General features: G+C 51.4%; 20 protein-coding genes. 5 read left to right on the top strand and 15 right to left on the bottom strand.

The annotated features are described in order from the left end of the window. Positions 1 to 40: 40 nt before the first annotated feature. Complete coding sequence (locus HYD27_RS08360) at positions 41 to 1,450, bottom strand: deoxyguanosinetriphosphate triphosphohydrolase family protein (RefSeq protein ID WP_219213577.1); 1,410 nt, start codon at positions 1,448 to 1,450, stop codon at positions 41 to 43. A 265-nt stretch (positions 1,451 to 1,715) separates the two neighbouring features. On the opposite strand from HYD27_RS08360, the gene HYD27_RS08355 reads away from it, so the two are divergent. Next, positions 1,716 to 2,489 carry a polysaccharide deacetylase family protein gene (locus tag HYD27_RS08355; protein WP_219213575.1) on the top strand — a complete coding sequence of 258 codons (774 nt, stop codon included), beginning with the start codon at positions 1,716 to 1,718 and terminating at the stop codon, positions 2,487 to 2,489. Between the two features lie 125 nt (positions 2,490 to 2,614). Beyond that, positions 2,615 to 3,601 carry a substrate-binding domain-containing protein gene (locus tag HYD27_RS08350; RefSeq protein ID WP_219213573.1) on the top strand — a complete coding sequence of 329 codons (987 nt, stop codon included), beginning with the start codon at positions 2,615 to 2,617 and terminating at the stop codon, positions 3,599 to 3,601. Positions 3,602 to 5,011: 1,410 nt separating this feature from the next. On the opposite strand, the gene modB is transcribed toward HYD27_RS08350, so the two are convergent. The 10 genes from modB to HYD27_RS08300 form a co-directional block, all read right to left on the bottom strand. Beyond that, positions 5,012 to 5,674, bottom strand: a complete 663-nt coding sequence (gene modB / locus HYD27_RS08345) for a molybdate ABC transporter permease subunit (protein WP_219213570.1) — start codon at positions 5,672 to 5,674, stop codon at positions 5,012 to 5,014. 39 nt (positions 5,675 to 5,713) lie between these two features. After that, a complete protein-coding gene (gene modA / locus HYD27_RS08340; protein WP_375373902.1) occupies positions 5,714 to 6,499 on the bottom strand; it encodes a molybdate ABC transporter substrate-binding protein in 786 nt (261 codons plus the stop codon). 190 nt (positions 6,500 to 6,689) lie between these two features. Continuing rightward, positions 6,690 to 7,586 carry a nickel transporter permease gene (gene nikC, locus HYD27_RS08335; RefSeq protein ID WP_219213564.1) on the bottom strand — a complete coding sequence of 299 codons (897 nt, stop codon included), beginning with the start codon at positions 7,584 to 7,586 and terminating at the stop codon, positions 6,690 to 6,692. 10 nt (positions 7,587 to 7,596) lie between these two features. After that, positions 7,597 to 8,601 (bottom strand): ABC transporter permease, encoded by a 1,005-nt coding sequence (locus tag HYD27_RS08330; RefSeq protein ID WP_219213562.1) that lies wholly within the window; start codon positions 8,599 to 8,601, stop codon positions 7,597 to 7,599. 80 nt (positions 8,602 to 8,681) lie between these two features. After that, the gene (locus HYD27_RS08325) at positions 8,682 to 10,346 is read right to left on the bottom strand and encodes an ABC transporter substrate-binding protein (RefSeq protein WP_219213559.1); all 1,665 of its coding nucleotides are present in this window, start codon (positions 10,344 to 10,346) and stop codon (positions 8,682 to 8,684) included. 117 nt (positions 10,347 to 10,463) lie between these two features. Then, positions 10,464 to 11,456, bottom strand: a complete 993-nt coding sequence (locus HYD27_RS08320; protein ID WP_219213556.1) for an ABC transporter ATP-binding protein — start codon at positions 11,454 to 11,456, stop codon at positions 10,464 to 10,466. Continuing rightward, positions 11,453 to 12,442, bottom strand: coding sequence for an ABC transporter ATP-binding protein (locus HYD27_RS08315; RefSeq protein WP_220101553.1), 990 nt, complete (start codon positions 12,440 to 12,442; stop codon positions 11,453 to 11,455). The genes HYD27_RS08320 and HYD27_RS08315 overlap by 4 nt, the downstream gene beginning before the upstream one ends. A 251-nt stretch (positions 12,443 to 12,693) precedes the next feature. After that, positions 12,694 to 13,656, bottom strand: coding sequence for a helix-turn-helix transcriptional regulator (locus HYD27_RS08310; RefSeq protein WP_219213554.1), 963 nt, complete (start codon positions 13,654 to 13,656; stop codon positions 12,694 to 12,696). A 232-nt stretch (positions 13,657 to 13,888) separates the two neighbouring features. Then, entirely contained in the window at positions 13,889 to 14,572 is a 684-nt protein-coding gene (locus tag HYD27_RS08305) for a hypothetical protein (protein WP_219213551.1), read from the bottom strand. A gap of 186 nt (positions 14,573 to 14,758) precedes the next feature. Continuing rightward, the gene (locus HYD27_RS08300; RefSeq protein ID WP_219213548.1) at positions 14,759 to 15,445 is read right to left on the bottom strand and encodes a M50 family metallopeptidase; all 687 of its coding nucleotides are present in this window, start codon (positions 15,443 to 15,445) and stop codon (positions 14,759 to 14,761) included. Positions 15,446 to 15,727: 282 nt separating this feature from the next. Between HYD27_RS08300 and HYD27_RS08295 the strand changes: the two genes are divergently transcribed. After that, a complete protein-coding gene (locus HYD27_RS08295) occupies positions 15,728 to 16,237 on the top strand; it encodes an MlaD family protein (RefSeq protein WP_219213545.1) in 510 nt (169 codons plus the stop codon). A 24-nt stretch (positions 16,238 to 16,261) separates the two neighbouring features. Then, positions 16,262 to 16,966: an AIM24 family protein gene (locus tag HYD27_RS08290; RefSeq protein ID WP_219213542.1), complete on the top strand. Its 705-nt coding sequence runs from the start codon at positions 16,262 to 16,264 to the stop codon at positions 16,964 to 16,966. Between the two features lie 133 nt (positions 16,967 to 17,099). Here HYD27_RS08290 and HYD27_RS08285 read toward each other — a convergent pair whose 3' ends face one another. The 3 genes from HYD27_RS08285 to HYD27_RS08275 form a co-directional block, all read right to left on the bottom strand. After that, positions 17,100 to 17,555, bottom strand: coding sequence for a Dps family protein (locus HYD27_RS08285; RefSeq protein WP_219213539.1), 456 nt, complete (start codon positions 17,553 to 17,555; stop codon positions 17,100 to 17,102). 165 nt (positions 17,556 to 17,720) lie between these two features. Then, positions 17,721 to 18,044 carry a TrkA C-terminal domain-containing protein gene (locus HYD27_RS08280; protein ID WP_228745049.1) on the bottom strand — a complete coding sequence of 108 codons (324 nt, stop codon included), beginning with the start codon at positions 18,042 to 18,044 and terminating at the stop codon, positions 17,721 to 17,723. A gap of 484 nt (positions 18,045 to 18,528) precedes the next feature. After that, positions 18,529 to 19,011 carry a transposase gene (locus HYD27_RS08275; RefSeq protein WP_255596434.1) on the bottom strand — a complete coding sequence of 161 codons (483 nt, stop codon included), beginning with the start codon at positions 19,009 to 19,011 and terminating at the stop codon, positions 18,529 to 18,531. Between the two features lie 325 nt (positions 19,012 to 19,336). On the opposite strand from HYD27_RS08275, the gene HYD27_RS08270 reads away from it, so the two are divergent. Next, the gene (locus tag HYD27_RS08270) at positions 19,337 to 19,726 is read left to right on the top strand and encodes a hypothetical protein (RefSeq protein ID WP_219213533.1); all 390 of its coding nucleotides are present in this window, start codon (positions 19,337 to 19,339) and stop codon (positions 19,724 to 19,726) included. A 210-nt stretch (positions 19,727 to 19,936) separates the two neighbouring features. Here the strand turns inward: HYD27_RS08270 and HYD27_RS08265 are convergent. Further along, on the bottom strand, positions 19,937 to 20,278 hold a 342-nt coding region (locus HYD27_RS08265; RefSeq protein WP_219213529.1), incomplete at its 5' end, for a transposase.

The raw sequence follows: 20,278 nt of genomic DNA, 5'->3' as shown, positions 1-20,278 counted from the left end.
AGCACCCTGTGCATCTGCACAGGGTGCTGCACGCTTAACCCTAATCCAGATCATAAATCGAGCCAACCTTCAGGCCGTACAGCTCATTGTATATTTTCTCGGCAAAGGCGTCCGTCATTCCGGCGATATAATCGATCACCATATGCTCCCATGTCCAGATCGGCTTGGCCTGCCGCTGATCCTTCTCAAACCGCTGCAGCCAGTCGCTGGGAATAATCGCCCGCGAGGCTTCCGGGTCCAGGAACGCCTCCCATAAACGCCGCAGAATCCATTCGCTGCGTTTCTGCAGCCGCTGCACGCGCAGATCACGGATCATCGTGACCCAGGCGAAGCTTTTCAGCACACTGACGGTCCGCAGCATATCCTCGTCCTCCTGGCCCTCCTTTATGAAGGTAACCTTCTTCCAGTTCCCGTCCTCCAAGACACCAAGACTGGCGACAAAGGTGCTGACCCAGTAAGCCTTGACCTCACGGCGGGTGCGGGAATAGTCATTCTCACAGGTGGGCATTTTCTCCATCCATACGCGCAGGAACGAGCTCAGCACCTCTTCAACTTTGAGGTGTATATCCGCTTCCTTCCAGCCGGTCCAGAAGGCATCCTCCAATGTGGTGATTTTCTCTACAATCAGATGCTGGATGTATGCATCATGCATGAAATGCTCGTGCACCTCGATTTTACCTGCTTTGATGCCATCCTCCAGATCATGCGCGGAGTACGCAATATCATCGCAGAGGTCCATCAATTGGGCTTCCAGCGTCTTCTTCCCCTCCGGTATCCCCCACTGGCTGCGGATGTGCGAAATATAATTCCATTCATGCAGATACATCCCCTTCTTCAATACCGTGCCGGGAAACGGATATTTATTAATCCCCAGCAGCACCGCATCCGAGAGGTTCAGCCCGTCGATATTCTCGCGTTTCTCCAGAAACATAATCAGCCGGAAATTATGGGCATTGCCTTCAAAATGCTCATATTGCCGTCTCATGCTCTCGCGGATCGTCTGCTGCTGCACCGGGCCTGCGCCGGATTTCCGCACCGCCTCCGCCGTCTTTTTCACAATCAGCTGCTCCAAAATGCTGTCGAGCACCTCTTCCCCTTTGTGGCCGAACGGCGGGTGCCCGAAGTCATGGGCGATAGCCGCACATTCCACCACCTCCGGATCGATGACCAGGCCGGGATTCACGGCCTGGTCCGTTTCCACCTCCGGGTAGGAGCGCAGCAGGCTTTTCGCCGCCTCACGGGCAATCTGCGCCACCTCCAGCGAATGGGTCAAGCGTGTGCGGTAATAATCGCCCGTGCCTGCGCCGAACACCTGGGATTTGCCTTGCAGCCGGCGGAAAGTCGGCGAATGGATCAGACGCGAGTAATCGCGTTCATATGCGGCTCTAGAGGTTTCCAGACGGGTGATCTCCGGATATTGCCGATGCTCTCTTTTTTCAATTAGTGTCATATCCGCTGCCCCTATTCCTTGATCTGTATTGTATTAGTATTTCATTATAAGTCATTTTGCCCGGAACTTTCACTCTAAAATAGAAATATGCGGCGCACCTGGACAGGAATGAATATTTCTTATAGGGCCTGGCGCATTCTAAAGCAAAGCGCACCAGCAGAAGCATCTTTGCCGCTTCTTTGAAGGCTGGCCGGATTAAGCCGCACTTTCTTATATTCGCAAATAACCTGTACCCGGCTACAGTGTGGAATGGACCTGAACATAAATGACAGCCATTTGGAAAACCGCCGCAGCTGCCTTTGCAGCAGTGACACTAGTATTCGGCCTGTCAAGCCCCGCGCTGGCCGGCCCCCATGTCAAAAACCGCGATTATTACGAGGAGAGGGGCGAGATGATCTGGGAAGTGCATACCAGCCAAAAGGTGATTGCCCTGACCTTCGACGACGGTCCCGATCCCTCGGAGACCGGTCAGATTCTGGATGTGCTTCATCAGTACAACGCCAAGTGCACCTTCTTTGCCATCGGCAAACGAATTGCCGCCTATCCCGAAGTCGCCCGGAGAGTAATCACCGAAGGACATGAATTGGCTAACCATACCTATAACCATGTCTATTTCAAAAAGCCGATCTCCGAGCAGCAGATTCAAGAGGAACTGGAGCTGACAGAGAGGGAAATTGTAAAGGTATCTGGCAGACACAGCAGCCTGTTCCGACCGCCGGGCGGCATGTACGACGAGACCCTTGTGGATGTATCCAACAGCATGGGCCTTACGCCTGTCCTCTGGTCATGGCATCAGGATACACGCGACTGGAACCGCCCGGGCGTATACAGCATCTCCAGCCGGGTGATCCGCAATGCACGGAACGGCGATATTGTGCTGTTCCATGATCATGTTCACGGACAATCGCAAACCCGGGAGGCGCTGAAGATTATACTGCCTGAATTACAGAAGCAGGGCTTCCGGTTTGTAACCGTTTCTGAGCTGATCGGGCTGTCGGATGCCCGGCAGGCCAAGAACAGCAGACATCTGGCTTTTTAGGCAGTCTCCCTGGCGGATAGCCTCCCAAGTTCTTTAATTGCGCAGGAACTCAAAATAAGGTAGTCTTGAGCTATTATGGCTTTATTCTGAGAACTGCCGCAGTTCATCCTTAGGAGGCTTTATCTATGTCCGAGAATACTTCCTACACAACCGAGGAAATCGCCCGGTTATTGAAGATATCCAAGCTCAAGGTCTACGATCTGATTAAAAAGGGCGAGCTTCCCTCCTACCGCGTCGGCAAGCAGATGCGGGTGGATCTTTCGGATCTGGAAGCGTATAAGCAGCATTCGCGCAGCGGCACTGCCGGAAATATCCTGCCGGCTCAAGGGGCGGCGGATACTCCGCTTTCCGCGTCTCCGCCCTTTCAGCTTGCGCAGACACCTGCACACAGCGGCAAATCCGCCGGTGTCAATGTGGTGATTACCGGTCAGGATATGTCTCTGGACATTCTGGCAACCCATCTGGAGCGCAGCGAGTCTTCCCTCCGTCCACTGCGTTCATATGCCGGGAGTCTGGACAGCCTGATCGCGATGTATCACGGAGAATCCGATATTGTCAGCACCCATCTGCTGGACGGGGATACCGGGGAATACAACCTGCCCTACATCCGCAGGCTGCTGGTCGGCTTTTCTTATATCGTCGTGCACATGCTGTCAAGGAGTGCGGGCTTCTATGTGCAAAAAGGCAATCCCAAAAATATCCGTGACTGGTCAGACCTGAAGCAGAGCGGAATAAGGCTGATTAACCGCGAACGCGGCGCAGGGGCAAGAGTGCTGCTCGATGAGCAGCTGCGCCTTCACGGCATTCCTTCCGCCCAGATCAGCGGGTATGCCTCTGTGGAGAACAGCCATTTTGCCGTTGCCGGCAGAGTGGCCCGCGGAGAAGCCGATGTGGCCATCGGCACAGAAAAAGCCGCCAAAATCATTGACGGCATTGATTTCCTCCCGCTCATTCAGGAGCGGTACGATTTGGTGATGGTCAAGAAGCCGGAGCACGAGGGCCTGATCGGGACCGTCATTGATATTTTGCGCTCATCCGCCTTCCAGAACGAGCTCATCTCCATTCATGGCTATGACCTCAGCGAGACCGGCACCGTCATTTACGAAACCTGATGCGCTTTCCTGGGGCTGCTTCTTTTCTTAAGTGAAGTAACAGAGCCAAGTGGAAACGGCTTCGCCGTCGTTATAAAGACGGTATCCGTTTCAGCGAGAAAGATAAGGTTAATGTACAGCGTGAAACATATATATTCTTATCTTTTGAACAAAACGGCTATGCCGTCCTTGACCGGTCAGCGCAGCTGTTATCATTTCAGGCATAAGGCTGGCTGCGGGCCCTGGCTCTCCGGTTCCCCTGGCCGGCTGAAGCTCCTCCTCCCCGATCCTTCCAGACCTTCCTGCTGAGACCCGGCGGCTACGCCCAAGTGGAAAAAGTCAGACTGTTGAGAAAGTAGCTTTTTTGAGGAGATCGGAATAATAAACCTTTGATTTTATAAGGCGTTTTCTAATCGAAAATCATTTAAAATGGGTTTTCTCAACTAATTGATCCGTTTCTCTCCCTTTCAGGGAAATACGCCTAAATTAAGATGAATTTGAAATATTAATCCAAAGGGCAGCCATTTTAGTTGTAAAAAGTAACACTAAGGTAGCGCATTCGGATCCTGGATCATCCCTAGCGGGAAAAAGTACAACTAATCCGGCTGAAATCAGCCGGATAGGGGGAGCAGGCCTCTATGAAGTGTACAAAATCCCACTAAAGCCCGTTAAAGCCAGAATTCCAGCCCATTAGTGTTACTTTTTACACTTCGCTTTCGTTCCCTATGAATCTCCTTGCGTTTCATCAGCTTTTTCAGGTTCTCCGGTTCAATTCATATACATTAAAATTACCTTAAAATTACCTTGTTGGCGGTTGGCGCAAAATCAAAATCAGCGGTTGACGATATGAATGAAATCCGCTGCGGGTTCAGAGGGTTCTTCCGGCCGCTGCTAAAGCCCGGTTTCCTCATTGGAATAGGATTGCAGGTTGAAACCGGGCTTTAAAAGCGAACACTTTCGTTTCTCCGGAATTCCTCTGACCCTCCGCTGTGTTCGCACTTAATGCCGGCCCCTAATTTTTAGATGGAGCCGACTTTTTTCCACTATTCCTTTAAGACTTTTCCGTCCGTGTAGGTGTACTAATTCTTACGAATTCCACTTCACTCCATTCCACTTCATGTCCTGCCCAGTAGCGGCCTCGGTTGGACCCGTTCTATTCCCGCTTCCTCCTGCAAAACATAGAACCCACAGACTCAGCACGGCTCAGGAGAATCAGCACAATTCAGCAAACTCTGCAGGCTTAGCACAGTTCAGCAAGCTCAGCACCATTCAGCACGATTAAGACGCATTATAATTTCCCCTAACTTCATACCTGCCTTATCCACAATTGACGAGAAGCATAATTTCCTAAACGGCGAGAAACAGGTCTCCGGCAAATGCCTGAGACCTGTTTTTTGCGCTGAAACGAGTATCTATAATAGCCTCCCAAGATTAGGAACGGCGGTTGACGAACATCAGCATAAGCGCGGAGATGACAATTATGGAGCATACCCACATCCAGGCCATCGTCATATTGCCGCCGTCGACGGCCACATATATGGCGGTAGGCACAGTCTGCGTCCGGCCGGGGATATTCCCAGCCACCATAATCGTGGCTCCGAATTCGCCCAGCCCGCGGGCAAATCCGAGCACATATCCGGCGGCCAGCGAACGGCTGGCCAGCGGAAGCGTCACATATGCAAGCACCTGAAGCTCACTGGCTCCCTGCGCACGCGCTGCATCCTCCAGATCCTTCTCCACCCCTTCAAAGCCCGCCTTCACTGTACGGTATACCAGAGGGAAAGCAACGACAACGGCAGCAATGACTGCCGCACCCCAAGTGAACAGAATGGTATGCTCCGTGAACCGCTCATACAGCTCCCCGATCCAGCTGCGCCGGCCCAGAATCACCAGCAGCACAAACCCGACCACGGTTGGCGGCAGCACGAGCGGAAGCAGCAGCACCGTTTCAATCAGACTGTAGCCTGGAAATCTGCGGCCCGCCATCGCCTTGGCCGCCAGCGTCGCCAGCAGGAACACGATGATGCTGGTTATGACTGAAATCTTCACCGAAAGCCAGACCGGGGCGAAAAAATCTGTCCAATTTATCTCCATCTCTCTTCACCCCGTTTATGATCTGGCCCATGATAAACATTATTGAGCAAGCTTAAAGCCATAGCTTGTAAAGATGTCGCTTGCTGTCTTGGTCTGAACATAGTTGTAGAAGGCTTTGGCTTCCGCCTGATGCTTGGACTCCTTCACGATGCCTACCGGATAATTGATCGCAGAATGCACATGTGCGCCTACCGTAAGGGCAATCTTCACTTTCTTGGAAGTCAGTGCATCCGTCTTGTAGACAAATCCGGCATCCGCATTTCCTGTTTCTACATAAGAGAGCACCTGGCGGACATCCTTGGCAAATACCAGCTTGCTTTGCAGCGTAGTCCATACATTCTTCGCTGTTAACGACTGCTGTGCATATTGGCCTGCAGGAACTGATTCGGGTTGTCCGACAGCCACTTTCTTGAAGGCTTTATCTGTGAGCTGCGTAATCGTTGAAATGGAGGTTTTGGAATTCGAGGGTACTACCAGCACCAGTTGATTTTTCAAAAGCTCCTTGTTGTCAGAAATAAGTCCGCCATCGACCAGAGCTTTCATTTGCTTATCGCCGGCTGAAAAGAACAGGTCAGCCGGAGCCCCTTGCTCAATCTGCTTCTGCAGAGTGCCGGAAGCTCCGTAGTTGAAGACAAGGTCAATAGTGGGATTCTGCTTTTCATAGAGAACGGCAATCTTGTCAAGACTGTCCTGCAGACTCGCTGCGGCGGAGACGATAATCTCGGTCTTGCCGGCTGCCTCTACCTGCTTCTCCGGTACTGCGGATAAACCCACGGCCAGCAGCACAGTCATTATAACCATTGTTAATTTCTTGAACATTTCCATTCCTCCCGTTTATGTATCTTGTATATTTAGATGCTATTCTAGCATATCTTTTTTTGTTTTACTATACATTTGATTATGTTTGTATATATTTAGTTATGCGCGTGTTGTACAACACCGGGAATGGTATACTCCAAAATATAAAAAGCCCTTTAAGCGCAACAGACACGCCTAAAGGGCTTTAACGAAAGCTTTAATTTTTCATCCGTGGATCAAGCACATCGCGCAGGCCGTCGCCCATAAGGTTGAAGCCCAGCACGGTCAGCATAATGGACAGCCCGGGGAACACTACCGTCCAAGGCGCCTTCTGAATAAATTGCCGCGAATCGGAAAGCATCTTGCCCCATTCCGGGTCTGGCGGCTGGGCACCGAGGCCAAGAAAGCCAAGGGCGGCTGCCTCAATAATGGCATGGGCGATCCCCAGCGTACCTTGAACAATAATCGGCGTCAGGCTGTTCGGCAGAATATGTGTCAGCAGAATCCGGCTATTCTTCATTCCAATCGCTCTCGCCGCCGTAATATATTCCTCCGACTTCAAGCTTAGCACCTTGGCCCTGACGAGCCGCCCATATGTCGGAATATTAACAATCGCAATGGCGAGCAATGCATTCCGCAGCGAAGGTCCGAGAATAGCCACAATAGCTATCGCCAGCAGAATGCTCGGAAAGGCAAGCAGGATATCGAACAGGCGGGAAATCAGCATATCCACCCATTTGCCGTAAAATCCGGACAGAATTCCGAGAAACGTACCCACAATAATGGAGCCGATAACCGAGAAGAAGCCCACCCAAAGCGAAATGCGGGCGCCGTAGATCACCCGGCTAAACAAATCTCTTCCAAGGTCATCCGTGCCGAACCAATGATCCGCGGACGGCGCTTTCAGCCGGTTGACCAGTTCCTGCTCCTTGAAGCCGTATGGCGTAATGAATGGAGCCAGCAGCGCTATCAGTACAAAAAATACGATAATGCATAATCCAAGCATAGCCGTCTTGTTCTTGCGGAAGGCCTTCCACGCATCGCGCCAGGGTCCGGATACCTTGTCGGCAGGTACAGCAGTCGGAGGTGTGGCCTTAATTGATGCCTGTCCCATAGTTCACCCCTCACTTGTAATTGATGCGCGGATCAATGGTGGCATAGAGCAGATCCACAAGCAGATTGATCACGACAAAGATAAAGGCAATGATCAGAATCCCCGTCTGGATTACCGGATAGTCACGGGAGCTGATCGCCTCAAATATATACCTTCCCACGCCCGGCCAGGCAAAGATCGTCTCGGTCAGCACTGCGCCGCCGAGAAGAGCGCCTGTCTGCAAACCAATTACAGTCAGCACAGGGATCAGCGCATTCTTCAGCGCATGCTTGTACACGACAAGGAATTGCGACATGCCTTTGGCTTTTGCCGTACGGATATAGTCGGAATTCATAACCTCCAGCATGCTGGAACGGGTCATCCGGGCGATAATTGCCATCGGAATGGTTCCCAGTGCTATGCTTGGCAGGATTAAATGCTTGATAACAGTCCACAGCTGGCCCCATTGTCCGGCGATTATCGTATCAATCACATAGAGATTGGTGATGCTCTCCACCGGGTTGCGCTGGTCCATCCTTCCTATGGAAGGCAGCCAGTGCAGCTTCAGCGCGAACAGCAGCTGCTCCATCAGCCCAAGCCAGAAAATCGGCATGGATACGCCAATGAGCGCAATAACCATTGCGGTATAGTCGAACCATGAATTTTGCCGCCAAGCGCTCAGAATCCCCGCATTGACGCCTACAATTGTAGCGAACAGCATGCTGGCGGCCGTAAGCTCCAGCGTAGCTGCCAGATAAGGCATGATTTCTTTGGCAATCGGCGTTTTGGTGCGGATCGAGGTCCCCAGATCACCCTGCAGCAAATCGCCCATATAATTGAAGTACTGCTGCAGCCAGGGCTTGTCCAGACCAAGCTGCTCCCGCAGCGCCTGCTTGGACTGCTCCGTAGCCTTTTGGCCAAGAATGGTCTCCGCAGGGTCACCCGGTATCGCATGAATAATGGAAAAAACAATAATTGTCATCCCGATCAGCACAGGGATCAGTACCATAACACGTTTTAATAGGTAAGAATTCAAATTCGGCTCACCTTCCAGAGTTCCTTAAGCATAACTTGCCGCCGCAGGCAGCGGCGGCAAGGACATGCCTGTGGAGCATACTATTCGAAGTAAATACCGCTGTAATATTCCGTACCTGTCGGGCCTGGAACATAACCTTTCAGATTGGCTTTGGCTGCCAGCAGCGGAGTGGTGTGCACCAGCGGAATCCAAGGCGCATCCGCTTTGATAATTTCCTGGGCTTGTTTGTACAGATCGGAGCGTTTGGTCTGATCCGTTTCCTTCTGTGCATTGATCAGGATCGTGTGCAGCTCTTCATTTACATAGAAGCTGCGGTTATTGCCGGGAATCGCATCCTTATCAAGAAGCGTGTACAGGAAGTTGTCCGGGTCCCCATTGTCGCCGGTCCAGCCGAGCATGTAGATATCATCCTTATCTCCGGCTTTGGTGTCATCAAGGTAAGTCGCCCATTCCGGGGATTCAATAACGGTTTTCACACCGATTTTTTCCCAGTCGGCCTGAATGGCCTCCGCAACCTTTTTGCCGTCAGGCATATAAGGACGGGATACAGGCATTGCGTACAATGTTACCGTATCCGGCAGACCGTCAGGATATCCCGCTTCAGCCAGGAGCGATTTGGCCTTGTCCAGATCGTATTCATAATCCTTCACAGCATCGTTATAGCCCCACAGCGATGGTGGCATAGGGTTCACTGCGGCAGTAGCCTGCCCCGAGAAGAAGGCATCGATGATTGCTTGTTTATTGACGGCATAGCTCAGGGCTTGTCTTACTTTTACGTTGTCGAAAGGTTTCTTATTAAAGTTGAAGCCGAGGTAAGCGACATTGAACGGCGGACGCTCAATCTTCTGCAGCTCGGTGTTGCCTTCAAGCGTGGACAGATCATCCGGGCTCAAGTCCTCCATCAGGTCGATCTCCCCGTTCTGGAGGGCAGTGAAGCGTGCCGAGTTGTCCGGAATCGAACGAACGATAACTTTGTTCAGCTTAGGGAGTCCTTCTTTCCAGTAGTCAGCGTTCTTGTCCAACGTGATGGAATCATTGTGCTTCCATTCAGTGAAGACAAAAGGTCCGGTGCCTACAGGCTCATTCTTGAAGTTTTCTTTCTTGTCCTGGATAGCCGCAGGGCTGGCAATGCCAAAGGAGGTCATTGCAAGGTTCTGCAGGAAGGGCGCCTGCGGCTGGTTCAGTGTAAATTGTACGGTTGTGGCATCCACTGCCTTCACTTCCTTGATTACACGGCTGCCGTCAGGACCGAACATGGAGTCGTAGTAATCAAAGGTGTCGCCTTCGAATTTGAATTCGCTTGCCGGATCGCTCCAACGGGTGAAGTTGAATGCTACAGCTTCAGCGTCAAAATCCGTTCCATCGTGAAACTTCACACCCGGATGCAGCTTGAAGGTGTAAGTCAGACCGTCAGCGGAAACTTCCCAGCTGTCAGCAAGCGATGGCTGTACTTCGGAGGTTCCCGGCTTGTACTCCAGCAGGGAATCAAATACTTGATGGGCAATCTTAAGAGATTCGCCATCGGTTACTATGGCCGGGTCCAGCGAGGCAGAATCGCCGCCGCGCCCCAAAATCAAGGTATCCTGCGTTGACGCCGCTTCCGATGAGCTGTCCGGTGCGGTGGTTGCTGCATTCGGGCCTGCAGTTGCTTCTGTGCCGGCATTGTTGTTATTGCCTCCGCAGCCGCTTAATGTCAGAGCCGCCCCCAGAGTTACTGCCAGTGCAAGACTACTCCATTTCTTCATCTCCAGAAAAACTCCCTTCTTCCATTAAAAGTGTTAAAACGTTTATATGGAGCTGCGCCAAAGCGCTGCCATATACCAAGACCAACGGCCGCGCGGGACTGTCTCCCGTTGTACCCTCTAGGCCAGCTGAGGGTGAACCTCGCCGTCATACAGATGACATGCGGTTAAATGTCCGGCACCGGTTTCCAGCAGCGGCGGTCTTACATTACGGCACACATCCATCACCCGCGGGCACCGGGTATTAAAAGCACAGCCTACCGGTGCGTTCGCCGGGCTTGGCACTTCTCCCTGCAGAATAACCCGCTCCTTGCGGATATCAGGGTCGGGTTCAGGAACCGCTGACAGCAGCGCTTGTGTATATGGATGCTGCGGCTGATCATACAGCTTGTTCTTGTCGGTAATTTCCACGATCCGTCCCAGGTACATTACGGCGACACGGTCGCAGATATGCTTCACCACACTGAGGTCATGGGCGATAAATATGTAGGTTAGCCCGAATTCCTTCTGTAAATCCTGCATCAGATTTATGACCTGCGACTGGATGGACACATCAAGCGCAGACACAGGCTCATCGGCAATAATCAGCTTCGGCTGCAAGGCAAGCGCCCTGGCGATCCCGATCCGTTGGCGCTGCCCTCCGGAGAATTGATGCGGATACCGCTGCAGGTGCGCCTTGGACAGCCCCACCACATCCGCCAGCCGTTCAACAGCAGCCCGCCGCTCTTTCGCATCGCCTGCGCCGTGCACGATCATCGGCTCTTCCAGTATGCGCTGCACGGTATTGCGCGGGTCGAGTGAAGAGAACGGGTCCTGGAAAACAATCTGCATTTCCCGCCGGCGCTTGCGCATCTCTTCCAGCGGCAGCTTCGTAATATCCCGGCCTTCGAACCAGATTTCCCCCGCAGTCGGCTCAATCAGACGAAGCAGGGAACGTCCGGTTGTCGATTTGCCGCAGCCGCTCTCCCCTACAAGGCCAAAGGTCTCGCCTTTCCGGACAGAGAAGGAAATATCATCGACGGCTTTGACGTATCCGCGGGTCTTATTGAAGAATCCCTTGTTAATCGGATAATATTTCTTAAGGTTTTTCACCTCGAGCAGGCGTTCACTCATACCGCATCCTCCTGTTGACTGTCATGCAGCCAGCATCTGCAGCTGTGGCTTGCCTCCTGCAGCTTCAGCTGCGGAAGCGATTGACGGCAGATCTCCATCACATTCGGACAGCGCGGAGCGAACCGGCAGCCCTGCATTTCCTTGCTCAGAACAGGCACATTGCCGGGTATGGAATGCAAGCGCTCCCGGGTTTGGTCCATTCTTGGCACCGACTCGATAAGACCACGGGTATACGGATGCAGCGGGTTCTTAAAAATATCACGTACACGGCCTTCCTCCACCACCTTGCCGGCATACATTACGGCAACCCTGTGGCACATCTCTGCCACAACGCCAAGATCATGAGTGATCAGCATGACCGCAGTTCCCTGCTCTTCGTTCAGTCTGCGGATCAGGTCAAGAATCTGCGCCTGGATCGTTACATCAAGCGCCGTGGTCGGCTCATCGGCAATGAGCAGCTCGGGGCTGCAGGAAATCGACATCGCAATCATCACCCTCTGCCGCATGCCTCCCGACAACTGATGCGGGTACTCATCGATAATGGCTTCCGGGCGTGGAATGCCCACCTTGCGAAGCATGTCCACCGCGTGCACACGCGCATCCTTTCTGGCCAGGCCCCGGTGCAGCCGCACGGTTTCGGTGATCTGCTGGCCGACGGTAAACAACGGATTAAGGGAGGTCATCGGCTCCTGAAAAATCATCGACACGGCATCGCCGCGGATTTTGCGCATCTCTTTTTCTTTGAGCGGCACGATATCCTGGCCTTTCAGCAAAATACGTCCGCTCACTATTTTGCCCGGCGGATTCGGAACGAGCTTCAGAATGGACAGCGAAGTGACGCTTTTGCCGCAGCCCGATTCGCCGACCACACCCAGAACCTCGCCTGGATCAATGTACAGATCAACCCCGTCCACTGCCGGTACTTCGCCGCGGTCGGTAAAAAAATGGGTATGCAGATCCTCAATTTTCAGAATGGGCTGAATCAAGATGATACCTCTCTTCCACTAAAAATTGAACAAAGGTCAAATGACAGGAAAGTGAGTTATCTCACAGAGGAGAAGAAGGATAACTCACATCTGACATTAAACGGTAGAAATATGGGGTTAAATCAACATAGTTGTTATTTAATGTATAACATTACTATATAAATCCATGGTAGACAAGGAAAATTTATGAATATAACTAACACCAGTGGTTTTAATGGAATAATTCCGTCCTGAATTACAGAAAAACTGTGCTACTTGTATAGCGACAGCCATTTCTCCAGCTGATTTCTCAGCATATCCCGATAATAAAGCGGCTCCAAAATCTCAGCCTCTTCTTCAAATTTCAGGATCCACCGGACAAAACCGATGTCCTGTTCAACGGCGACTTTAAAATGCAGACACCTGCTCTGGCGGTCTACTTTGCTCGGCTTTACAATCATATCCTCGTTCTTGATCCGGTCCATCATCTGTTCCGAAAACCTGATTTTAAACTCTACCTGCAGACTGTCCTGGTCCAGGGACCACTTCTGCTCCATGAAAGCCTGCAGGTCAAATTGCTCTTTGGAAAACCAAAGATTCGTCGGCTTCACATTGGAGAATCCACCCAAATGGAAGGTGCGGATAATTCCGAATCGATGACAAAAACCAATTAAATGATAACGATTCTCCAAGGGAACAAGGCAATAGGGATCAATTTGGATGCCTCTTTCGTCATAGGTATTCTCACTATAGTCGGCCAAAATACTGTTTTGCTTCATAATGGCGGCTAAAATTTCGGTCAAAAAGGGCGGTGGCTCGTCCAGTTGTCCGTTTTCCATCCAGGGCTGTCCGGCTTCTTTTTTGGCAGTTTCCATCGTTTCTTCCCTTTCCGCCTTCTGCTTGTAAGCTGCGGCCATTACTTTCTCATAGGCGCTCTCAAAGCTGGGGGGCAGCATGTGTTTGATATCATCCATAATACCTCGCAGCTGTGAAAATGCGGCCGCTTCTTCTTCCGACCAATCCAAAGGATACAATGCAAAATTACCGATAAAAGCATATCCTTTCCCATGTCCCAAATGGGTTATAGGGATGTGCATGGCGCTCAGCGCATCCATATCCCGGTATATCGTTCTCTCGCTGTTGCCGCAGCGTTCCGCCAGTTCGCGGGCCAAAATTCCAGGTTTGGCTTGCACTAGCGTAATAATGCGCATTAGCCGGATTAATCGGTCTGTCATATTCAGTTCCCCTTGATTTATGGTAAAATAGACCCATTATTTTAAATAAATTAGTTATATATATCTATAATCTTGGATGTAATAACCGAAATTAAAAAATATAATAGAACTATTTTACTATATTACCACACTTATAAATCACATTAACTGTCAACAAATCCGCGCAACGCATTGTGAAAGATTGCGCATATGTATGTACTGGCAGGATTGCGTATTGATGCTGCAGCCCCCCCTATCTAGTTGCTGTCTTCCACCATAACTGCCCCTCTGCGTCAAGCTGTTTATACACTGTTTCCGCTTCCTTCACAAGCTGCATATCTCCGGATCTCGCAGCCAGCAGGAGCAGATTGTCAGCTTGCCTGCGCAAATGCTCAAAGTCCGTCCGGATAGGGCTTTTGGCCCGCTGCACGGCCGCTTCTTCCAGCAGTTTTTCAGTCTTCAGCAGCCCCAGGTGCTTCTCGACATGGAAACAGCATCTCTCTGACAGCACATCTGTATGATGCGTATGTTCCAGGCTGAGCTTTTTCAAAGGCAGCTCACGGATACGTTCTACCGGAGGCTGCTTGTACTGCCATTGGAGCCAGAGCGCTTCGTGAATCCCTGCCGGTTTGGCCGCTATCCTGAATTCCAGAGCGATATATTTGCGCATTCCGGAATGTATTTTGCCAAGCTTAAGCAGTATGGAGCGGCCTTCCCCTGCTTCTGCTGTGCAGCCATGGCAGCCGGTGACAGTCACATGCCCCTCCAGCCAAACCCTGAGCTCAATTTCACGGGCCGCTATTTTCCGGCTTCGCTTGCGGGTTTCCTCATGATTCGAGATTCCCTCCCACTCTATAAGCAGAACTACATTACGGGCACAGCCCGCAAAAATCCGCTCCTGGCTCCATGTAAATATGGGCTGAATACTTGCTTGCATATTTCCACCTCTTTCTTTTTTTGGGTCTTCTATTAATGTACCAATATTGGCGGACAACTCCTTGTCATGGAATATATGTTCGGTCCTATAATATCGACAAAAAAGAGGCCATCTCCTTTAAAAGTAGAGTGCCTCTTTACGAAAGATCATTCTTTTGTCTAAACATGGCGAAAGATTGCCATTATTCTAACGGCTTATCGGATTGCGCCGGCTTCGCTCTTCCTTAAAGAAGAAGCCCAGTGCCCATTTGGCGCACAGGAGCGAGAATACGAAAAACAGGAGCGCCCATACGATGGCGGGCAGCGGTGTAAGTCCCGCCAAATTAGCCGCATCCCCCGCACGGCCGGGAGTAAGCGCCGCAGCCGAGACCAGAAAAAGCGTACCCGTGACGGATTCCTCCAGGGTCAAAAAAGCCAGAAATAAATAATAATATTTGCCGGCCTTGGGCCAGACCAACAGCATAATGAGATTCAGCAGAATGAACCCGCTCAGCCATATCATTCCGAAGCCGCCCCGAACATACAAAACGAGCATAATCAGCGCCACACCGGATGCCAGCAGCAGCCCCCATCTGTAACGGCCTCTGGTATACAAATAGAACAGCAGCAGCGAGAATAAGGACGCCAGCGTATAACCGGAGAGCGAGACAAGGATAGCCTTGCTTCCCGCTTCTATAGCCGAGTAGGTCACTCCGCTGTGGTCGGCATACAGCTCGATGCGCAGCACACTGCCCGAGAGCAGCAGTGTCACCAGGGCATGGCCGAACTCATGAAACATCGTATCCAGATTACGGAACAGGGATGAGAATGGAATGAACCGTGTCAGTAATGCAGAACCTGCAAGAAACAGCAGAGTTTTGAGCCATTTGTTCATAGCATGCAGCCCCTTTCCGTCAAAGTATACTTGAATTCAGGCGGAAACGGTAGCCATGCAAAGGCTCTCGAATAGAAACCATTCGGGTCCTTATGCTGTATTACATTTGGAGATGGTTATCCACGCAGACGGCAGGGTAAGAACTTGTAAGCTCCTGCTCAAGACAAAATATCCATTAAGCCGCCAAATCACGCCAATCTCCGTCACCTTATGCCGCGCCAATTCCGCGCTGCTATGATAAAATAAAAAGGCAGGCTAGCCTAGACCGGGTGGTGATTCTTAATGAAGCAAAGGGTTAAACGCAATTATGCGAAGCTGTTATCTTCAGTGCTGCTGCTCCTGGGGTTGTCAGTCCTATCCCCCGCTCCTGCGGCAAATGCTAATTATTTCAGTGATTTATATAATGGATTGCAGAATTTCTCGGAGCTTCCCGGCGAAGTCAATCAGCTCCAGGAGAGCTACCAGCGGACTGCAGAGGAGCTTCAGCAGACCAGGGAACAGCTGGGACAGACTGTGGACGAGCTTGGAGAGACCAAAGATCAATTGGGACAGACCCTGCAGCAGATGGCTGATTACCAGGCCCAGAATGCGGCCCTGCAGGAGCAGAACCGCCAGCTTAGCTTAGTGGTCGATGAGCTGAAGAATGACCGTACGTCGAGGGAGAACTACTATAACAGGATCAAAGTTACCGTAATTACGGGACTTGCGCTTGTACTCGGTTACTTTCTGCTGATCCGGCTGCTTCGGCTGTCCATGCGTCACCGGTCCAGAAAAAGCGACCGCTTGCGTTAATGTGTATATGAGGGAGTGTAAATTATGAACGTTGAGGTCCAGAGCGAAGGCGACAGCGGCAGTGGACAGGCCGTAGCCTTCACGGTCGAAGAGAGCGAAGAGATCCATGTGCTGCATCCGCAGCAAATCATCGCCTACCAGGGCCCTTCTTCAGGCCGCGCAGACCGGCTGATGGATGTCAAGGGCATGTGCCGCAAGCGCAAGCTGATCCGCTCGGATATGACTGGACCTTGCCGCTTCGTCGCCGCCCTGCCTCCCGGCTACCGGGTCAAAACCTTCCAGCTGGACAGGAAAAGCGATCTGCTCTATGATTTCAGGCATCTGTTCTTTTACAGCAAAGGAATTACCATGGAGACCAGGGTTCTGAGCATGAGAAACATGCTTGTAACACGCGATATTATCAAGGTCAAGTTCTCCGGGCCGGGCAGCATCGGCATTCTGACTGAAGGCACAGTGTGCGAGGCCGAGCTGCATCCCTTCGATCCGCTATATGTAGATGCCGGCAGTATTATTGCCTATCCCGAAAATGCCAAGCTTGAGCTGACCGTCTACGGCAATCACTTAGCCAGCCAGCATATGAGCTATCACTGGAAAATGACCGGCCACGGGCCGGTGATGTTCCAGGCAGGACGCCAGAGCCGCCGCTTTGAGCGTGACAATAACGAAGACGGCATTATCAAGCGTTTCCTGCGTGAAGCCCTGCCATTCGGCGGAGTCTTCATTAAATAAATAGCTCCATATAAATACGTTATGCAAAAGAGCGCCCGCGAATCGCTTCGCGCGGCGCTCTTTGTGTATGCGGTATGCCCATCGCTCCCTGTAACTGATGGCGGGCACCCGTAAGAAGTCTTAGAAGGCGGTATTACGCCAGAAAAGCGTTCAGCATCCAGGCGGATTTCTCCACACTGTTGCGGATTCCGATCAGCAGGTCGGCAGTAGGCTGATCGCTCAGTTCTTCCGCTGCGGAGATCGTGCTCTTCAGTTCTTCGGCAACAACAGCGAAATCCTTAATCAGCTGGGTAACCATTTCCTGTGCCGTTTCGCCGCCAATCGCTTCCTTAAGCTCGGAAAGGGCAAGATATTGGGTCATGGTTGAGGCCGGTTGTCCACCGATGGCAAGCAGGCGTTCTGCCAGATCATCCACATAAGTGGCTGCTTCGGTATACAGCTCCTCGAATTTGGCATGCAGCGAGAAGAATTGGGTCCCGCTGACATACCAGTGATAGTGATGCAGCTTTACTCCCAGCAGTGTCCAGTTTGCGGTTTGACGGTTCAAGGCAGCATGCAGTTCAGTCTGGTTTTTAATTTGTGTACTCATTCCAATAACCTCCTATGGACTATTTATTTGTTATTTGTATTTAGACTTGTTCTAAATCTATATACAATTTAACACATCCCAACAGATTTTGCAATTGTTTTACGGTTTTTGTTGTTGCAAATTCTAGCATACCTCTCTCTTACGCTCCTGTTATTTCTATCACATTTAGCCAAAAGCAGCGATATTGCCATAAATCACTCCATTGCGGCAGATAAAGTTACATGGCTGGAATATTTGATTCCGCCGCCTTTCCTTTACCGCTGCGGAAGATGCCCGCATCTCGTCCTGCTTGGATTTAGGGCTGAGCACATATACCGTGTCGCCCGGCTCGATTACAGTGTTCCCGTGCGGAGTCACGATGCTTTTATTGCGGATGATGGCGGTAAAAAGAATGTCCCCGGGCAGTCCCATCTGCGCAATCTGCATACCGGCTATCGGCATATGCCTGTCGATGGCAATATGATTGAATTCAGAGTCCGTCTTGCCCAAAGCCACCAGCTCCATAAGAGAAGGCCATCGTCTTTTCCAACCAGCTTGAGTCTGGAGGTCAATGGGGAAATGGTTGTCCCCTGAATGACCGCCGAGGTTAGTACCACAAAGAAAACAACACAAGAAGAAACGGCTTTGCCGTCCTCTGAAAGACGGTATCCGTTTCTCCAAAAATAGAAGGATAATGGATAGCGTGAAACATATAAATTCTGCTATGAACAAATCTGTCAAGCACACAGCTGCACACAAGGGCTATACAGCTCGGCACGGGACAAAAATACAGTCGTCGGCTTGCACACTGCTATTCGTGGGTTGGATACCACAGGGTAAGCCTTCGTATGGAGAGCTTCCGCAAACTTAGAACGCACGTCCTGGATGAATCCCGGGTGCAAGAATTTATCGCGGATTCTCTCCAACCTTTTCTTTTGTCCCGGGCCCAGCCTTCCAACCCGGACATTCCTTGTTCCCTCTTAGAGCGTTGACCTTATTTAGCCCCTGTTTCCACTTCGCAGGCCACCGCCCATACAAACCCGCATAACTCACGCGCCACCGCGGCCACCGCCAGATTCTTCGCCTTGCCCCGCTGCACCAACTTCCGGTATTTCGTATGCAGCCGTTCCTGGGCCTTACACGAAATCCGTTGAATCTGCGGGCTCCATTCTTCCTGCCGCTTCGCAATCTCACCCCGTACCGCCGGCTTGTGCCGGCAGCTCCACGCCGCTTCCACCAGCAAACGCCGCGCATGCCGGTTCCCCGTCTTTGTCCGTTTCCCCCGCCGCACGCTCTGCCCCGATGAATACTCCCTTGGCACCAGCCCCAGGTACGCCATCAGCTGCATCGGACTGCGAAAACGTCGGAAGCTGCCGATTTCAGCCACCAGCGACACCGCCGTCACGAACGCCACTCCACGCAACCCTTGCAGCGCTTGGACCCATGCTCCGTTCGCCCCCTGGGCGGCTTGTTCCAAAAGTCCGCTTTCAATCCGCTTCAGCCGCTCTTCTCCTTCTTTTACTGCGTGCAGATATTCCCGAAACGTGATCGCTTGCGCTTCCAGCTCCAGCTCCAGCCCCTCCAGCCACAGCCGGTAGCGTTTGGTCCACCTGCGCTTGATTTCCGCTGGCGGTGTGATCGTTTTGTGGTATAATTCATTTCAACCAGTTCCTTTGCTTGTAGCTCTGAAATGGGGTTTCTCGCTTCCATTTTAACCTACGCCCTGCAAACGTGAGCTGGCCTTTTTTGTTCATCTTAACTTATATTTCAAGAAAGACGCCTATCGGCGTCCTATAATAAGAATGCTGCCATTTCAATGGGGAGGAGAAGAATTATTTCGCGCTGATTCCCTCGTCCAGCCGGCTTCGGGCGAATTAAAAGGTACTTCTGCCTCTGATTCCACCGTCCAGCTGACTTCGGGCGAAATCAAAGGTACTTCTGCCTTTGATTTCACCGTCCTGCCGACTTCAGGCGAATTCAAAGGCACTTCTGCCTCTGATTCCACCGTCCAGCCGGCTTCGGGCGAAATCAAAGGTACTTCTGCCTTTGATTTCACCGTCCTGCCGACTTCAGGCAAATTCAAAGGCACTTCTGCCTCTGATTTGCTCTACCTGCCCGCTGCGGCCAACGCAATACCGCAGTTTGCTTGGCCGAAGTCCCGGTCCATTCTTTCATATACAGCGCAGCCGTGAAATAGCGGATAAGCTTCGCTTCCCCAAAACATATAAACCTAAATTTCGAAAGCCCATAGCTACAAGGCCTACCTGAAATTACCTCTCACGAAAGATAACATAAAAAGGAAGACTATCCATAAGAAATATGGACGAAGTGGAGAAAAAGACACACTTCCCCCTACCCCAGGAGGACCGGGCTTCGGATTTCCATGTTAAATTCCAGGGGGCTCATTCTAACTGGGCCACACGAGATTCCATCCGTTTCCAGATGTAACGGTTTGGAAACTCTTTGGAGAGTTTGAGCATCACTCTTCGACTGTGACTCACAAGCGTCGCCGCGCATTGAAAAAATCCCAGTCGAAACCTTGCAATCGTATACCCGGCATGTACTGGTTCGCAGCAGTCGTGTTTAAAGCGTTCGTACACGTTGTACGCGAGTAGCTTGATCAGCAGATCCAGTTCATTGGCGTCAAAGGAGCTCGTGGCGATCTTATCGATAGAGAATCCGCGTTTGGCTTCCTTGATGTAGTTTTCCATACAACACCGCTGGTTATAAAAACGCCATAAATC

This window comes from Paenibacillus sp. S150 (assembly GCF_019352175.1).
Taxonomy (GTDB): Bacteria; Bacillota; Bacilli; order Paenibacillales; family Paenibacillaceae; genus Paenibacillus_AQ.
Note: the sequence above shows the minus strand (reverse complement) of the source record. Positions and strands in the feature narration are given on the sequence as shown.